General features: G+C 58.9%; 15 protein-coding genes. 10 read left to right on the forward strand and 5 right to left on the reverse strand.

Annotation, left to right across the window (positions count from 1 at the left end):
* The first annotated feature begins 526 nt into the window (after positions 1 to 526).
* On the forward strand, positions 527 to 1,774 hold the full coding sequence (locus LVD11_RS14340; RefSeq protein ID WP_237060148.1) for an MFS transporter: 1,248 nt from the start codon (positions 527 to 529) through the stop codon (positions 1,772 to 1,774).
* Positions 1,775 to 1,856: 82 nt separating this feature from the next.
* On the opposite strand, the gene LVD11_RS14345 is transcribed toward LVD11_RS14340, so the two are convergent.
* Together LVD11_RS14345 and LVD11_RS14350 are read right to left on the reverse strand one after the other, a co-directional pair.
* A complete protein-coding gene (locus LVD11_RS14345) occupies positions 1,857 to 3,887 on the reverse strand; it encodes an NADPH-dependent 2,4-dienoyl-CoA reductase (RefSeq protein ID WP_237060150.1) in 2,031 nt (676 codons plus the stop codon).
* A 216-nt stretch (positions 3,888 to 4,103) separates the two neighbouring features.
* Entirely contained in the window at positions 4,104 to 5,036 is a 933-nt protein-coding gene (locus LVD11_RS14350) for a LysR family transcriptional regulator (protein ID WP_237060152.1), read from the reverse strand.
* Positions 5,037 to 5,132: 96 nt separating this feature from the next.
* Between LVD11_RS14350 and LVD11_RS14355 the strand changes: the two genes are divergently transcribed.
* The 8 genes from LVD11_RS14355 (at position 5,133) to LVD11_RS14390 (ending at position 12,276) form a co-directional block, all read left to right on the forward strand.
* On the forward strand, positions 5,133 to 5,804 hold the full coding sequence (locus tag LVD11_RS14355; protein WP_237060153.1) for a histidine phosphatase family protein: 672 nt from the start codon (positions 5,133 to 5,135) through the stop codon (positions 5,802 to 5,804).
* A gap of 40 nt (positions 5,805 to 5,844) precedes the next feature.
* Positions 5,845 to 7,053 (forward strand): acyl-CoA dehydrogenase family protein, encoded by a 1,209-nt coding sequence (locus tag LVD11_RS14360; RefSeq protein WP_237060154.1) that lies wholly within the window; start codon positions 5,845 to 5,847, stop codon positions 7,051 to 7,053.
* Positions 7,054 to 7,114: 61 nt separating this feature from the next.
* Positions 7,115 to 8,173: a phosphotransferase gene (locus LVD11_RS14365; RefSeq protein WP_237060155.1), complete on the forward strand. Its 1,059-nt coding sequence runs from the start codon at positions 7,115 to 7,117 to the stop codon at positions 8,171 to 8,173.
* A 26-nt stretch (positions 8,174 to 8,199) separates the two neighbouring features.
* Positions 8,200 to 8,976, forward strand: a complete 777-nt coding sequence (locus LVD11_RS14370) for an SDR family oxidoreductase (RefSeq protein ID WP_237060156.1) — start codon at positions 8,200 to 8,202, stop codon at positions 8,974 to 8,976.
* 1 nt (position 8,977) lies between these two features.
* Complete coding sequence (locus LVD11_RS14375) at positions 8,978 to 9,763, forward strand: SDR family NAD(P)-dependent oxidoreductase (protein ID WP_237060157.1); 786 nt, start codon at positions 8,978 to 8,980, stop codon at positions 9,761 to 9,763.
* A 58-nt stretch (positions 9,764 to 9,821) separates the two neighbouring features.
* On the forward strand, positions 9,822 to 10,304 hold the full coding sequence (locus LVD11_RS14380) for a MaoC family dehydratase (protein ID WP_237060158.1): 483 nt from the start codon (positions 9,822 to 9,824) through the stop codon (positions 10,302 to 10,304).
* Positions 10,301 to 11,224: an SDR family NAD(P)-dependent oxidoreductase gene (locus tag LVD11_RS14385; RefSeq protein WP_237060159.1), complete on the forward strand. Its 924-nt coding sequence runs from the start codon at positions 10,301 to 10,303 to the stop codon at positions 11,222 to 11,224. Before LVD11_RS14380 ends, LVD11_RS14385 begins: the two co-directional genes overlap by 4 nt.
* A gap of 74 nt (positions 11,225 to 11,298) precedes the next feature.
* Positions 11,299 to 12,276: an NADPH:quinone oxidoreductase family protein gene (locus LVD11_RS14390; RefSeq protein ID WP_237060161.1), complete on the forward strand. Its 978-nt coding sequence runs from the start codon at positions 11,299 to 11,301 to the stop codon at positions 12,274 to 12,276.
* Positions 12,277 to 12,802: 526 nt separating this feature from the next.
* Here the strand turns inward: LVD11_RS14390 and LVD11_RS14395 are convergent.
* The 3 genes from LVD11_RS14395 to dinB all read right to left on the reverse strand — a co-directional run bounded on the left by LVD11_RS14395 (position 12,803) and on the right by dinB (position 14,999).
* The gene (locus LVD11_RS14395; protein ID WP_237060162.1) at positions 12,803 to 13,339 is read right to left on the reverse strand and encodes an RNA polymerase sigma factor; all 537 of its coding nucleotides are present in this window, start codon (positions 13,337 to 13,339) and stop codon (positions 12,803 to 12,805) included.
* A gap of 86 nt (positions 13,340 to 13,425) precedes the next feature.
* Positions 13,426 to 13,722: a DUF6116 family protein gene (locus LVD11_RS14400; RefSeq protein ID WP_237060164.1), complete on the reverse strand. Its 297-nt coding sequence runs from the start codon at positions 13,720 to 13,722 to the stop codon at positions 13,426 to 13,428.
* A 122-nt stretch (positions 13,723 to 13,844) separates the two neighbouring features.
* Positions 13,845 to 14,999, reverse strand: coding sequence for a DNA polymerase IV (gene dinB, locus LVD11_RS14405; protein WP_369413325.1), 1,155 nt, complete (start codon positions 14,997 to 14,999; stop codon positions 13,845 to 13,847).
* 20 nt (positions 15,000 to 15,019) lie between these two features.
* Between dinB and LVD11_RS14410 the strand changes: the two genes are divergently transcribed.
* Complete coding sequence (locus LVD11_RS14410; protein ID WP_237060166.1) at positions 15,020 to 15,544, forward strand: carboxymuconolactone decarboxylase family protein; 525 nt, start codon at positions 15,020 to 15,022, stop codon at positions 15,542 to 15,544.
* The last annotated feature ends 41 nt before the right edge of the window (positions 15,545 to 15,585 follow it).

Genomic DNA, 15,585 nt, shown 5'->3' on the forward strand with positions numbered 1-15,585 from the left:
TCTCCCCGGAGCACTGGGCCTTGCCAGGCGCGACTATATGGTTGCGACTGGGCATTACCGGTTAGTCGACCTGGTCTTGTGTTATCCCATTGCGAGCGGAGGTCACGGGCTTGCGCTGCTTTTCTTTTGCCCCTGGCTGGTGGTAAGCCATCGTTGGGGGTTGCAAAACCTCTGGGGTGGGATAGTATTGCCTGATACCGTTCACTAGCTTTGATCGCCTGGAAACATGTACAAAGAGATCACACTGAAACAGCACTTGCCGTGTACCGGCCTGCTACAGCAGGAGCGGGGCCTGTGCGTGTATACAGCTGAAGTGATTTCAGTGCGCATTTCCCCGTGTACCCGTGCGGTGGTAACCGCCATGCGTTAGAGCACCCGACAGAGCATTGTGCGAAGGAAGGTGAAAGGCCTTCCTCCCAAAAAAACCCGGAAGGTCTGCCTTCCGGGTTTTTTTTTGCCGGTAATTGGTCGTCAGCGACCGAAATGTATTGATGGAACTGGAACATGAACACAGGGAGTAGTGACCATGGATAAGCAGTGGTGGCAGGGAATGCACGGCTTTCCGCTTCTGGTCTGGATCATTCTGGTCGGCAGTTTTTTTGCGCGTGGCACTTACTTTATGGTGTGGCCTTTCCTCGCGATCATGCTGTATGACCGGTTCGCGCTGGGTGCCGCAGAGATTGGTGTCATCCTGAGTGTATCGGCAGTCGTTGCTGCATTGCTGGGCTTTTATGTCGGGACGCTCTCTGATCGCTATGGCCGCCGTAACCTGCTGTTGCTTGGTACGGGGCTGAATGGTCTCGCGTTTGCCCTGCTGGCCCAGGCCGGGTCGCTTCCGGTGTTTATTGCGGCGATCTCCCTGTGCTGTGTAGCTCAGTCAACCTGGCAGTCGCCTTCCAGTGCACTGATAGGCGATCTGTTGCCGGAACAGCGAACGCGGGAGCTGGCGCTGCAGCTCCGCTATTTCCTGATTAATGTAGGCGTCGCATTTGGCCCGCTGGTCGGGGTCTGGGCGGGCCTTTCGGCACAACAGTCGACCTTCGGGCTGACTGCGCTCAGTTACCTCGCGCTGACGCTGGCCATCGCCTGGGGATTTGCATTTACCGCCACCGGTCGGGCCGCGGGCAGGCGTCGAAATCCTGATGCCACGCTTTCCAGCACAATCGCGGTGTTGCGGAAAGATCGGGTGTTCCTGCTGGTCGTGCTGGCCAATGTGCTGACTTTCTTTATCTACGCGCACTTTGATTCCAGCCTCGTGCAGTACCTGAAAAGGAGTGGGGCGCCGCAGGTAGTCGAGCTGATTTCCAGCATGATCCTCATCAATGCATTGACCATTGTGCTCCTGCAGTTTCCCCTGTTGCGGCTGTTGGGACACTGGTCGGTACGACAGCGCATCGTGCTGGGCCTGATGGTCCTGGCCGTTGGCCAATTGTGGTTTGCGGTCAACCCGATGGGTTGGGTTGCCGGCTGGCTCGGGGCGAGTTTTGTGGTCAGCCTGGCCGAGACGATCCTGTTCCCCACCATGAGCATCCAGATTGACCAGATGGCGCCTCCCGACCGTCGTGGCAGCTATTTCGGTGCAGCAGCTTTCTATGCCCTGGGCTGGTCGGCGGCACCGTTGTTCGGTGGGATCGTGATCCAGTGGTGGGGTGGTGCCGTGCTTTACTGGATCTGCTTCGGGCTCTGCGGTGTGGTCCTGCTGATGTACCGGTGGTCTGCCACCGCGCAGGAGTACGGTCAGCCAGCGCAGAGGCGCCTGTCACAGACTGGATAATATGCCGGATATCCTGAGATGTGGGATTGAGGTGGGGGACGACCGTGACGCCGGTGGCGTCACGGTCTGTTTTGTGCCGGAATCAGAGGTTGGCCGCCAGGCGTGAACCCTGGTCGATGGCGCGCTTGGCATCAAGCTCTGCCGCCTCGTCGGCGCCGCCGATCAGGTGGGAATTGATACCCAGCGCGGTGAGGGAGTCGTGCAGTTCCCGTGCCGGCTCCTGCCCGGCGCAGACAATGATGTTGTCCACTTCCAGCAGTCTGCTTTCCTCGCCCGTGCGGATGTGCAGGCCCTGCTCGTCTATTTTCTCGTAGCTGACGCCGGGCAGCATTTCCACCTGGCGGTGCTTGAGGCTTGTGCGGTGGATCCAGCCAGTAGTCTTGCCCAGTCCCTTGCCCACTTTGGAGGTCTTGCGCTGTAGCAGGTAGACCTTGCGTGGCGAGGCAACCGAATCGGCGGGCTTGAGGCCGGCGCGGTTGTCCAGGTGGATATCCACACCCCACTCGGCGAAAAACTCATTCTTATCACTGGCGATCAGTTCTTTGCTCTCATCGACCTCATGGGTCAGGTATTCAGCCACGTCAAAGCCAATTCCACCAGCGCCGATGATTGCCACCTTTTCGCCCACCGGCTTGCGGTGCTTAAGCACATCCAGGTATCCGAGTACTTTTTCGCTTTCAACCCCGGGAATTGGTGGCGTTCGGGGATTGATGCCAGTGGCGATAATTACCTCATCGAAGCCCTGTAGCTCTTCCGCAGTCACGCGGTGGTTCAGCTCTACACGCACTCCGGTCAGTTCCAGTTTGCGGCCAAAGTAACGCAGGGTTTCCTCGAATTCCGCTTTGCCGGGAATACGCTTGGCCACATTAAACTGGCCACCGATTCGGGAATCGGCTTCGAACAGGGTAACGTCGTGGCCACGTTCGGCCGCAACAGTGGCTGCTGCAAGTCCGGCCGGGCCGGCACCCACGACGGCGATTTTTTTCGCGACTGTCGCCGGGATGTAATTGAGCTCGGTCTCGTGACAGGCGCGCGGATTGACCAGGCAGGAAGTCAGTTTCATCTCGAAGGTGTGGTCCAGGCAGGCCTGGTTGCAGCCGATACAGGTATTGATCTCGTCCGCCCGATCCTGGGCCGCTTTGTCCACAAACTCCGGGTCGGCGAGGAACGGGCGGGCCATGGAAACCATATCCGCGTGGCCCTCGGCCAGTACTGATTCCGCCACCGCGGGCATATTGATTCGGTTGCTGGTAATCACCGGCACAGTGAGGTGCTCCTTCACACGTGCGGTGATTTCGGTGAACGCGGCTCGTGGGACGCTGGTGGCGATAGTGGGCACGCGAGCCTCGTGCCAGCCGATACCGGTGTTGATGATGTTGGCACCGGCCTTCTCAATAGCCTGGCCCAGGGTCACCACTTCTTCAAAAGTGCTGCCATCCTCTACCAGGTCGAGCATCGACAGGCGGTAGATGATTATGAAATCCTCACCCACAGCCGCACGGATTCGGCGCACGATTTCCAGGGGCAACCGGATACGGTTCTCGAAGCTCCCTCCCCAGCGGTCAGACCGCTTGTTGGTGCGGGAGACGATAAACTGGTTGATGAAATAGCCTTCCGAGCCCATCACCTCCACACCGTCGTAGCCGGCTTCGCGGGCGAGGGTGGCACAGCGCACATAGTCATCGATCTGGCCCTCGATCTCCTCGTCGCTCAGCTCGCGCGGGGTAAAGGGATTAATCGGCGCCTGGACCGCCGAGGGTGCTACCAGGTTCGGGTTATAGGCGTAGCGGCCAGTGTGCAGGATCTGCATACAGATCTTGCCACCTTCATTATGTACAGCGGAAGTGATTGCCTGGTGCTGCTGGGCCTCTTCAGCAGTGGTCATCTTGGCCGCGCCCTGGAAGACGCAGCCTTCCTCGTTGGGGCCGATGCCCCCGGTAACGATCAGGCCCACGCCACCGCGGGCGCGCTCGGCGTAAAAGGCTGCCAGCCGGTCGAATCCTCCCGGGTGCTCTTCCAGGTTGGTATGCATGGAGCCCATCAGTACCCGGTTTTTCAGCTGGGTAAATCCCAGGTCCAGCGGGGCGAGCAGGTGAGGGTAGGTCTGTGACATGGCAAATCTCTCTCGTTACTCTTCTTTTGACCCCGGGGTCACTTTTCCTGCGGAAGCGTGATCATTCAGGTCCGCTCCAGCTTCCCCGGTATTTGTCTGCAGAATATCAGTGCGAAAATGGTCCGGCAGTGACCGATTCAGCCGAAATCTTTGGCATCAATGCCGTGCCGCCCCGCGACCGGGGGTGAAGAAGGGGGAGTGCCGGAGCGACGGGGGTCAGGTCTTGAAGAGTTCAACCAACTGTTCCCGCAGCCAGCGGCAGGCGGGATCCTCGTGCTGATTCTTGTGCCACAGCAAGTGCCAGTCCATCTGCGGTACCTGGAAGGGGAGCTCAAAAATACGGCCGGGGTACTGGTTAGCGAGGATGGCTGGCACTGTGAGCGCCAGGTCGGTGCGCATAACTACCGCCGGAGCGACCCGGTAGTGCTGGACGCGGAGGCGGATGTTGCGGCGCCGTCCCAGTTTGTTCAGGGCAATATCCACCAGGCCCGGCCCGCTGCGGCGGCTGGAAACATGCACATGCTCCAGCTGCAGGTACTGCTCCAGGGTCAGGCTGTCCTGGTCCGCCAGTGGGTGATCACTCCGTAACATGCACAGGTAGCGATCGTTACTGAGGCGCTGCTGGTGGAGCTGCGAGGCGGAAATCAGCGGTACATCGACGCCGAAATCCAGTGTATTGGCGGCCAGCTCCTTGACCAGCTGGTCCCTCGGTACGTAGTAGGATTCCACTGAAATCCCCGGTGCCCGTTCCTGGAGCCGTTCTAGCAGCCGCGGTAACAGCAGCGTTTCAGCCATATCGTTCATTGACAGCCGCAGGGTCCTGCTGGCACTGGCAGGATCGAAGTGTTCCTGCTGGTTCAGGCTGCGCCCTAGCAGTGACAGAGCCTGTTGCACCTGCGGCATGATGTTCTCGGTCAGGGGGGTGGGGCTCATCCCGCTGGGTGTGCGGATGAACAGTGGGTCATCCAGGCTCCGGCGCAGCCGGGCGAGCGCATTGCTCACGGCAGGCTGGGTGATATGCAGCTGTTCTGCGGCCCTTGTGAGGTTCCGCTGGCTGTAAATGGCGTCCAGTACCAGAAAGAGGTTCATATCCATCTGCTTGAGCTGCATGAGGTGCCTTGCCTGTCTGGTGAGAAGTACAGGACGCATGATTAATCCTGTGAATGAACAGATATTCGCATAATAAACTTTGATGATTCAATGTCGGCCGCTAAGTTGGAACCTTGCAAGCAGGGGGAACCACCATTGGCTGAGTTCTTTACCGTGCGCCACGGGCAGGCCTCGTTCGGCGCCGCTGACTACGACAAGCTCTCGGAGCTGGGCTGGCGCCAGGCGCGCTGGCTGGGGGAGCACTGGATGGACCTGGGGGCGGGGTTTGACCGGATTCTGTGCGGTGACCTGCTGCGCCACCGTGAAACCGCCCGGGGCATCTGTGAGGGCGCGGGCCTGGACCACTCGCGCGTAGAGGTATTGTCGCAACTGAACGAATTCGACTTTCAGGCTGTGATGCACACCTATGGGGAGCTGGACCCTGGAGCAGTGCCCGGGACCGGAGCCGGCCGCAGTGATTACTACCGCTTCCTCAAAAAGGCAATGCGCGCCTGGATCCGTGCGGACATCCACCCCGGAGAAACCTGGGTGGAGTTCGAGCAGCGGGTAAGTGAGGCACTGGCCATCCTGGCGGACAGCCCGCGTGGCAGCCGCACCCTGGTGGTCAGTTCCGGAGGTGCCATTGCGATGATGGTACGTACGGTCATGGAGGCCGGGCCAGAAGCGGTAATCAAGCTCAACATGCAGATTCGCAACACCGCCGTCAGCCACTTTTTCGCCAGTCCTGACAATATCAGCCTGCACAGTTTCAACCATATTCCGCACCTGGAGCACCGCGAGAGGCGGGAATTCATTACCTACAGCTGACGGCCGTTTGCGGGGCAACAAAAAAAACAGGGGAGCCAAGATGCATTTCGAGTATTCCGACAAGGTCAAGGCGCTGCGGGAGCGGCTGCTGGATTTTATGCAGGCAAATATTCTCCCTGCAGAGCCAGAGTTCCTGCAGCAATTGCAAAAGGACCGCTGGGATGAGCCCGCAATCCTGGCGGAGCTGAAGCAAAAGGCGCGGGAGAAGGAGCTGTGGAATCTGTTCCTGCCAGACCCCCACTTTGGCGCAGGGCTGACCAACCTGGAATATGCGCCGCTGGCGGAGGAGATGGGGCGGGTCCTGTGGGCCTCTGAAGTGTTCAACTGCAGCGCGCCGGATACCGGTAATATGGAGGTGCTGGCCAAGTATGGGACTCCCGAGCAGCAGGCGCAGTGGTTGCAGCCATTGCTGGACGGGGAGATCCGTTCCGCATTTGCCATGACCGAGCCAGCGGTGGCCTCTTCAGATGCCACCAACATAGAAACCTCGATCGTGCGCGATGGGGATGACTACGTAATCAATGGCCACAAGTTCTACATCAGCGGCCTGATGAATGCCCGTTGCAAGATCATGATCGTGATGGGAAAGACGGATCCCAATAGTGCGGACCGTTACCGGCAGCAATCACAAATCCTTGTTCCCACCGATACCCCGGGAGTCAAAATCATCCGGCCAATGACGGTTTTCGGCTACGACGATGCCCCGGAAGGACATGCCGAGGTGGTCTTTGACAATGTGCGTGTGCCGGCATCCAGCGTCATACTCGGTGAGGGGCGTGGTTTTGAAATCGCCCAGGGGCGGCTGGGCCCGGGCCGTATCCATCACTGCATGCGCCTTATCGGGATGGCCCAGCGCGCACTGGAAATGATGGCCCGGCGCGCCGAGCAGCGTGTGGTTTTCGGGCGCCCGATGAGCAAGCAGGGATCAGTGCGGGAGGATATTGCCAGGTCTGCGTGTGAGATCGAGCAAGCCCGGCTACTGACCCTGAAAGCGGCTGACCAGATGGACCGGTTTGGGAACAAGGCGGCCAAGGAGCTGATCGCCATGATCAAGATTGTCGCACCACAGATGGCCTGTAACGTAATTGATCGCGCGATACAGATCCACGGTGCTGCGGGGCTTGGCCAGGACCTGGTGCTGGGGCATGCCTATGCCTATGCCCGCACTATCCGGCTTGCGGACGGTCCTGACCAGGTGCATATGATGCAGTTGGGCCGCAACCTGGCTGCACGCTACGGCGCCGAGTAGCACAACAAGACCGCGACAAAGGTACAAGGTACGGGGCCGGGTCAAGGCCCGGGAGAACTCGATGGAAGAGACCAAGACATTGCAGAGCAACCAGTCGATAGATCAGCTGCCACTGGCAACGTTGGAGAAGTACCTGGCCGGGAAGATCCCGGGAGTTTCCGGGCCACTGAAGGCGACAAAATTTTCCGGGGGCCAATCCAATCCCACCTTCAAGCTGGAGACGACGTCAGGCACCTGGGTGTTACGGCGCCAGCCACCGGGCAAGCTGCTGAAGTCCGCCCATGCAGTGGATCGGGAATTTCGCGTGATGCGGGCACTGCACGATACCGATGTGCCGGTACCGCAGGTGCTCCACCTGTGTGAAGACCGGGAGGTGATCGGCTCCCTGTTTTACATCATGGAATTCTGCGAGGGTCGCATTTTCTGGGACGCTGCGGTGCCGGAGGTTGACAACAATGAGCGCGCCGGCCTCTACGATGAGATGAACCGGGTGTTGGCTGCCCTGCACAGTGTCGACATCGAAGCCGTGGGCCTCGGGGATTACGGGAAACCGGGCAACTATTTCCAGCGCCAGTTCGAGCGTTGGAGCGGCCAGTACCGGGCTTCTGAAATCGACACTATCGCGTCCATGGATGCCCTGATTGACTGGCTTGCCGGGCACCTGCCGCCTGATGACGGTCGCGTGGCCCTGGTACACGGGGATTACCGACTCGACAATATCGTGTTCCATCCGCTGCAGCCGCGAGCTATCGCCGTACTTGACTGGGAACTGTCCACTCTCGGTCACCCGTTTGCAGACCTTGCCTACCAGTGCATGCAGCTGCGGATGCCTGCCAGCGGCGAGAAGATGTCTGGCCTGATGGGAGTGGACCGCCAGGCCCTGGCCATTCCCTCGGAGGCCGACTATATCGCCGCTTACTGCGAGCGCATGGGAATTAGGAAAATTGACAACTGGGCTTTTTACCTTGCGTTCAGTTTTTTCCGACTGGCGGCGATTATCCAGGGGGTGGCCAAGCGTGCCCAGCAGGGTAACGCCTCCAGCAGGAGCGCAGCCAAAATGGGTGCCCTGGTGGACCCGGTGGCCCGGTTCGCGCTGGACGTGATCGAAAAAGAATACTGACAGGAAAAGAATACGGAGAAGAAAAAATGTCCACAAACCTGTTTGAACTGACTGGAAAGATTGCCCTGGTGACCGGGGCCAGTCGCGGCATCGGTGAATCCATCGCCAGGCTGCTGGCGGAGCAGGGCGCCCACGTCCTGGTTTCAAGCCGAAAGCTGGAAGGCTGCAAGGCGGTAGCGGATGCTATCGTCGATGCCGGCGGCAAGGCCGAGGCAATGCCCTGCCATATCGGCAGTATGGAGGATATCGAACGGGTTTTTGGCGAGATTCGCGATAGGTTCGGTCGCCTGGACATCCTTGTCAATAATGCCGCCACCAACCCCTATTTCGGCCATATTCTCGATACAGACCTCAGCGCTTTCCAGAAGACCGTTGACGTAAACATCCGCGGTTACTTCTTCATGTCGGTGGAGGCCGGTAAGTTAATGCGTGAGCAGGGCGGTGGCGTAATCGTGAACACTGCCTCGATTAACGCGCTGCAGCCGGGCGTCGGGCAGGGCATTTACTCCATCACCAAGGCTGCAGTGGTCAACATGACCAAGGCTTTTGCCAAGGAATGTGCCCAGTTCAATATTCGCGTCAACGCCCTTTTACCGGGCCTGACCAAGACGAAGTTCGCCGGTGCCCTGTTTGCACACGAAGACATTTACAAGACGGCTATCGGCCACATTCCGATGCATCGCCATGCTGAGCCGGATGAAATGGCCGGCACAGTGCTGTACCTGGTATCCGATGCGTCCAGCTACACCACCGGTGAGTGTGTGGTGGTTGATGGCGGTATGACTTCCTGCGGGGGGATCTGATATGACACGGGACCCAATACTCGATTTCTCAGACCGGGTAGCCCTGGTGACTGGTGCCGCCAGTGGCTTCGGCGCCCTGCTGGCCCGGGAGCTCGGCGCGCGGGGTGCGCACCTGGTCCTGGGTGATATCAACGACGCGGCCCTGATGGCGCTTGTGGATGAGCTTGGCAATGCCGGGATTGAAGTGCGGGCCCGCCGTTGTGATGTATCGCAGGAAGATGATTGCATTGCGCTGGTAAATGCTGCCCGTGAAGCGTTCGGTCGGCTGGATATTGCGATTAACAATGCCGGCGTGGCACCGCCAATGATGTCGGTGGAAAAGACCAGTGAAGAGGAAATGGACCGCCAATACAGCATCAACCAGAAGGGGGTATTCTTCGGCATGAAGCACCAGCTGCCGGTGATGAAACAGCAGCAATCCGGTACCGTGCTGAATGTCTCGTCCATGGCGGGATTGGGCGGTGCGCCAAAGATCGCCTCCTATGCCGCAGCAAAGCACGCCGTTATCGGCCTGACCAAAACTGCGGCCATCGAAAATGCCAGTCACGGCATTCGCGTCAATGCGGTCTGTCCCTTCTTCACACTGACACCAATGGTCACAGATATCGAAACTCCCGAGGGGGTGAGCACCCAGGATTTCCAGGCCTTCCTGGCCGCCGGGTGCCCGATGAAGCGCCTGGCCGAACCGGAGGAGGTGGTCAGCGCCATGTTGATGCTACTGTCCCCGAAGCTGACTTACGTCACCGGCCAGGCGCTGGCAGTGGATGGCGGGGTTTCCGCCTATTGATAGAGTGCTCACTGGTCCGATTAGGTGACCCTGGATAAGAGACAATAAGGAGCCGCCCATGTCCACGGCTATCCCGCGTGATGAACTGCAACAATATATTGGCCATACCACTGAGCCCACTGACTGGCTGACCATTGACCAGTCGCGAATCAATGCTTTCGCTGACTGTACCGGTGACCACCAGTTTATTCATGTGGACCCGGAAGCGGCAGGCCAAAGTCCCTTCGGTTCCACCATTGCCCATGGATTCCTCACCTTGTCACTGTTGTCCCATTTTGCCGGGCAACTTCGGGTTGGTATTGCGGGGGTGGAAATGGCTGTGAACTATGGCCTTGATCGGGTGAGATTTATCAACCCGGTTAAGGTCGACCAGCGAGTACGCGTTCAGGCCCGGGTGCTTGATGTTGTCGACAGGGGGGGCGGCCGGTATCAGGTCAAGCTAGAGATGACCATGGAAATCGAGGGCGAGGAAAAGCCGGCGTTGATTGCCGAATGGCTGATCATGCAGTTTACCGGAGTAATGCAGGGAGAGCGCCAATGACCATCCGCTTTGACAGCCAGGTAGCCATCGTTACCGGGGCCGGCAATGGCCTGGGGCGCTCCCATGCCCTGGAGTTGGCCCGGCGTGGGGCGAGGGTGCTGGTTAACGATTTGGGCGGTGCCCGCGATGGCACCGGTGCTTCACCGGGAGCGGCCGAAGAGGTGGCGGCGGAAATTGTGGCCGCCGGGGGGGAGGCCTTCGCCAGCGGGACTAATGTCTGTGATTTTGCCCAAGTGCAGGATATGGTTGCCGAGGCCATCGGCAAATGGGGCCGTGTGGATATACTGGTCAACAATGCCGGTATCCTGCGTGACAAGTCTTTCGCCAACATGGAGATCGAGGATTTTCGCAAGGTGATCGACGTGCACCTGATGGGTGCAGTGAATTGCACCAAGGCAGTCTGGTCGCCAATGCGCGATCAGGCTTATGGCAGAGTTGTGATGACAACATCCTCGTCCGGTTTGTACGGGAATTTCGGTCAATCGAACTATGGGGCCGCCAAGACCGCCCTGGTTGGCCTGATGAATACCCTGTGCCTGGAGGGTGAGAAATACGGTATCCGGATCAACTGTCTCTCCCCCACCGCTGCCACCCGTATGACCGAGGACCTGATCCAGGACCCCCGCGTGCTCGACCTGATGAGGCCGGAATCGGTCACCGCCGGCCTGGTGGCACTGGTTGCTGCGGAGGCGCCCAACCGCACCATTCTGTGTGCGGGGGCAGGGGGCTTTGCCCGGACGCGGATTGTAGAGACCGAGGGTATTTACCTGGCGCCGGATGAACAGAGCGGGGAAAACGTTCTCCAGTCGTTGAAACAGATTGGAGATGAGACCGGTCAGCAGGAACTGGTCGGCGGTTTTAGCCAGACCTTCAAGTTCGTACAAAAGGCTGCTGAGGCACTCGAGATCGAGATGGCATAACTGGCCGGCCTGTTAAGACAGAACACGACCACTTTGCCGGTGTCTAAATATTGTGAATTGATGAGGTTTGCCTGATGCGCGCACTGATATGTAGGGAATACGGGCCGGTTGATACGCTGGTGATCGAAGATCACGATGCTCCCGTTCCCCGGGAAACCGAGGTGCGGATAGAGGTACGTGCTGCGGGTCTGAACTTTCCCGACGTTCTCGTCATTGCCGGAAAGTACCAGGTCAAGCCGCCCCTGCCGTTTATCCCCGGTGGGGAATGCGCAGGGGTGGTGAGTGCGGTTGGCAGTAAGGTGAAACGGTTTCGTGTGGGTGACAAGGTGATCGCGATGCCGGGAATGTCCGCATTTGCCGAGCAAGTCACTGTAGACCAGAACCTGCTGGTGCCTATGCCGGAAAGCCTGAGTTTTGAGCAGGCGGCCGGTTTCTGTATTACCTATGCCACTTCATACTATGCCCTGAAACAGCGCGCTGCGCTGCAGCCCGGTGAAACACTGGTGGTCCTGGGGGCGGCCGGTGGAGTGGGGGTGACTGCGATCCAGCTGGGCAAGGCGTTGGGAGCCCGGGTGATTGCCTGTGCCTCGAGTGCCCGCAAACTCGAGTTCTGTCGTGAGGCGGGCGCCGATGAACTGGTTGATTACAGTCAGGAGGACCTGAAGGGCCGTATCAGGGAGTTGACCGACGGCCGGGGAGCCGATGTTATTTTTGATCCGGTCGGCGGGGACTATACCGAACAGGCTTATCGATCCATCGGCTGGTGTGGCCGCTACCTGGTGATCGGTTTTGCTTCCGGGGATATACCCCACCTCCCCCTGAACCTGCCCCTGCTCAAGGCCGGGGACATAATGGGCATATTCTGGGGCAGCTGGGCACAGCGGGACCCGGCCGCTAACCTGCAGAATTTTGCCGAGTTGCTTCAAATGGTTGAGGAAGGGCAGCTGAATCCCATGGCGACCGAAATCTATTCCCTTGAGGAATTCCGGGAGGCATTTGCAGCTATTACCGAGCGGCGCGCCCGGGGCAAAGTGATCCTCACAATCTCCTGAAGACCTGTCGAAGACCTGTCACTGTGCAGCGAAAGCCCGGGTATCCTGGCCAGGATTGGCTGGTCTCGCAGTAACCGGCATCGTGTTCAGGGTTTTGGAAGCAGGCGGCAATGCTGCCGTGCTTTTCGGGCGAGATCCCGGGGGAGAGGTGAGTCTGTGATACCCCGCTGCTCTCTTCGCCAGTGGTCGCACAGGGATACGTAATTCCCGGCCCGCACCTCGCTGCGCAGCCCGAACCACTGGTCCCGCTGCACGCCGACCGACGAGGGCTGTGGTTGCCAGTTCTCCAGGGGATTTGGGCCGCTGTTCTGAGTGCCCCCGGGAGTGAGAGCTCCAAGGTACTGAGCCGGATGAATCAGCAAGACCATGACTGCCACAGCGGCGAAGCTACCGGCGGCGCCAGAAGCCAGGCGATTGGTGCGGGGAGCCGGCTTGTACTGGCGGGCCTGCTGCATAATCCGCTCATCCAGATGTTCCGGGGAAACAAGTTGGCTTGCTGCCTGCCGGTATTGACTCTCCCAGACACTCATACAGTCACCTCCACGATCCGCCACGGCTGCCGCCGAGGTCCATGCAAAATCTCCCTCAACTGTTCCTTGCCCTGGTGATACTGATCACGACAACGCTTCAGCGAGATGCCCTCGATATCCGCGATTGTGGCCAGGGGCAGTCGGCACTCCATATGGAGCAAGAGTATGTTTCGTTGACTGCGCGGCAGTTGCTGGATTGCCTCCAGTAGCGGCTCTCCCTGCTGCTGGTGCTCAGGGCGGCCAGTGCCCGCCTCCGCAGGTTCTTCCAGGTGCCGGCGCAGTAACTTGTTGATACGGATAAAGAGCCAGCTGCGCAGTAGTCGTCCCTGCAAGACCGGAGGGTGTTCGAGCAGGTTGGTCCAGAGTTCCTCGAGCACGCGATTGGTGCAGGTGAAGTTCATCTGGGCACAGTAACGATAAAGCGAATCCTTATAGCGAGTGTAAAGGTGGCGGAATGCCGCAAGGTTGCGAGTCGAGTGATAAAACTCGAGTAGCGCCTCGTCATTCAGGTGCTGGTAGTGTTTGCTGGACAAGTTGTCGCGCCTCCATGCGCTTCCCAAATCCGCTCAATCAAACTGCGGTACGAGCCTGGGCCAGCCGCGCTAGCGGCCGGAAACCGTCATCGGTGCCCGTCGTCTTTTCGCTGTGAATGCTGTGCGAAAGAATGCTGACGTTTATCGCTGTTATCCCCGTCGGTGTTGTTGCGGGGTAAGTCATCGAGGCGCCGTTTCCTGCGGCTGCCAAGATATACTGCGGCTAATCCGAGGATTAGCTCATCGACGAACGGCAGGAAATCGGGAACAAACAGGTCCACGAGGAATATAGCGCATATCCACTTGAACAGGTGTGGGTGCTCGAGCCGGCGGGCATAGGAAAGGAACCAGCCGACCATGGCACTGGGTAGCACTCTTTTCATGGGGCGTTCCCGCCTCCTGCCATGGGTGAGTATAGTTGGCTGGCCGAAAAGCTCTGGTTCTATAGACACCGGCCACGCCAGATTTACTGACTGGTACGTGCCGACCGGTTTACAGTGGCGGGTCAGGAATTTGATACCTGGCGGTTGCGGTATTTCAATGGTAGCCAGAGTTGCTCCGGCCCCATCTCGGCACGTAAATCCCTCAGTTTGACCCCGAGCCCCAGCAGGCGAATGGGTTCGGCACGTTTGTCCCAGCATTGCTGGAGCAGGTGACGGAACTCGGTAGCGCGGGCTTTCTGGCTTGACCGCTCCTGGGTCATGGTGGAGAAATCGCTGTATTTGACCTTTACCCCTGCGCCACTGATTTCGTAACGGTCATCCAGTTTCTCCAGCCGTTCCAGTAACCTGATGTAGAGTTCGGACAGCTGTTGCTGCCAGTCATCCAGTGTGGGCAGGTCCTCATTGAAGGTGCGCTCCACACTCACACTCTTGCGGGAACCATCGCTCTGCACCGGACGGTCGTCGATGCCGCGGCAGAGGTCGTGGAGTCGGCTGCCAAACTTGCCGAACAACTGGCTGAGCTCGATTCGCGAGTAGTTACGCAGGTCGGCACAGGTACGGATCCCTCGGCGATGCATTTTTTCCGCAGTGACCCGCCCCACGCCGTGGATCTTCCCCACAGGCAGCCGCAGGACGAACTCATCCACCTGATCGGGCGTAATGACGGTCAGGCCATTGGGTTTTTGCCAGTCGCTGGCTATTTTGGCCAGGAACTTGTTGGGGGCCACCCCGGCCGAGATAGTGATATGGAGGGAAGATTCCACCCTTTGGCGGATTTCACGGGCAATCAGGGTGGCGCTGCCCTGGCAATGGTCACTCTCAGTAACGTCAAGATAGGCTTCATCCAGCGACAGCGGTTCTATGGCGTCGCTGTAATCTGAGAAAATTTCCCGTATCTGGGCGCTGACCTCCCGATATTTTTTCATATTGCCGGGTACTACAATGAGGTCAGGGCACAGCTTTTTTGCCTGTGAAGAGGGCATGGCGGAGCGGACTCCATAACTCCGTGCCTCGTAATTGCAAGTGGAAATCACCCCGCGACGATCACTGGCGCCTCCCACCGCCAGGGGCTTCCCGCGCAAATTGGGATCGTCCCGCATTTCTACAGAGGCGTAGAAGCAGTCGCAGTCGCAATGGATGATCTTCCTCATGCTGGGATTATATACAGCATTGCGGCCAGGCGGGAAGCCTTGAGTGATTCCTGACCGGCTATTCATGACGCTTTGGGAGATGGACTATGAGCCGCATACCCCTGGTGCAGAGGCCTGCTGACGAAATGGTGGAACAGGTCTTTGCGGAGATCGAGGATGAGCTGGGTTCGATTCCCAATATGTTTCGAGCCTATGCCAATCACCCGGAAATTCTGCGCCTGAACTGGGAGCGCTTCAAGGTCCTGATGATGCATGGGTGCCTGTCGGTCCGGCTAAAAGAGAGTATCGCACTGGTGGTGTCTGCGGATAACCGCAATGAATACGGTATAGCGCGGTACAGCGAACTCCTGCAGGAGCGAGAAGTGAATCCGCACGAGATCCTGAAAATCCGGCTGGACCCGGATCACGCCCACCTGTCATCCAAGGAGCATGCACTGCTCGCATTGGCCCACCGGGCGCATCAGTCGCCGTTCGACCACGGCGAGAAGTTTGTCGATGCTGCAAGGCGCGAGGGCGCCACTGACATGGAAATTGTTGAGGCGCTGGGCGTCATGGAATTTATGGCCGGTGCCAACCGTTTTCTGGAAGTACTGGATGTGACTCTGGACTAAACAGAATTTCTCTGCGCAGGGCAGTCTATAAAACGGGCGAA

Source organism: Microbulbifer sediminum, assembly GCF_021729035.1.
In the GTDB taxonomy this organism is placed as follows: domain Bacteria; phylum Pseudomonadota; class Gammaproteobacteria; order Pseudomonadales; family Cellvibrionaceae; genus Microbulbifer; species Microbulbifer sediminum.

Bases quoted from the DNA above. Each gene is read 5' to 3' on its own strand.
- LVD11_RS14340 (WP_237060148.1), top strand. From the start codon at position 527: ATGGATAAGCAGTGGTGGCAGGGAATGCACGGCTTTCCGCTTCTGGTC.
- LVD11_RS14345 (WP_237060150.1), bottom strand. From the start codon at position 3,887: ATGTCACAGACCTACCCTCACCTGCTCGCCCCGCTGGACCTGGGATTT.
- LVD11_RS14350 (WP_237060152.1), bottom strand. From the start codon at position 5,036: ATGCGTCCTGTACTTCTCACCAGACAGGCAAGGCACCTCATGCAGCTC.
- LVD11_RS14360 (WP_237060154.1), top strand. From the start codon at position 5,845: ATGCATTTCGAGTATTCCGACAAGGTCAAGGCGCTGCGGGAGCGGCTG.
- LVD11_RS14365 (WP_237060155.1), top strand. From the start codon at position 7,115: ATGGAAGAGACCAAGACATTGCAGAGCAACCAGTCGATAGATCAGCTG.
- LVD11_RS14370 (WP_237060156.1), top strand. From the start codon at position 8,200: ATGTCCACAAACCTGTTTGAACTGACTGGAAAGATTGCCCTGGTGACC.
- LVD11_RS14375 (WP_237060157.1), top strand. From the start codon at position 8,978: ATGACACGGGACCCAATACTCGATTTCTCAGACCGGGTAGCCCTGGTG.
- LVD11_RS14380 (WP_237060158.1), top strand. From the start codon at position 9,822: ATGTCCACGGCTATCCCGCGTGATGAACTGCAACAATATATTGGCCAT.
- LVD11_RS14385 (WP_237060159.1), top strand. From the start codon at position 10,301: ATGACCATCCGCTTTGACAGCCAGGTAGCCATCGTTACCGGGGCCGGC.
- LVD11_RS14390 (WP_237060161.1), top strand. From the start codon at position 11,299: ATGCGCGCACTGATATGTAGGGAATACGGGCCGGTTGATACGCTGGTG.
- LVD11_RS14400 (WP_237060164.1), bottom strand. From the start codon at position 13,722: ATGAAAAGAGTGCTACCCAGTGCCATGGTCGGCTGGTTCCTTTCCTAT.
- dinB (WP_369413325.1), bottom strand. From the start codon at position 14,999: ATGAATAGCCGGTCAGGAATCACTCAAGGCTTCCCGCCTGGCCGCAAT.
- LVD11_RS14410 (WP_237060166.1), top strand. From the start codon at position 15,020: ATGAGCCGCATACCCCTGGTGCAGAGGCCTGCTGACGAAATGGTGGAA.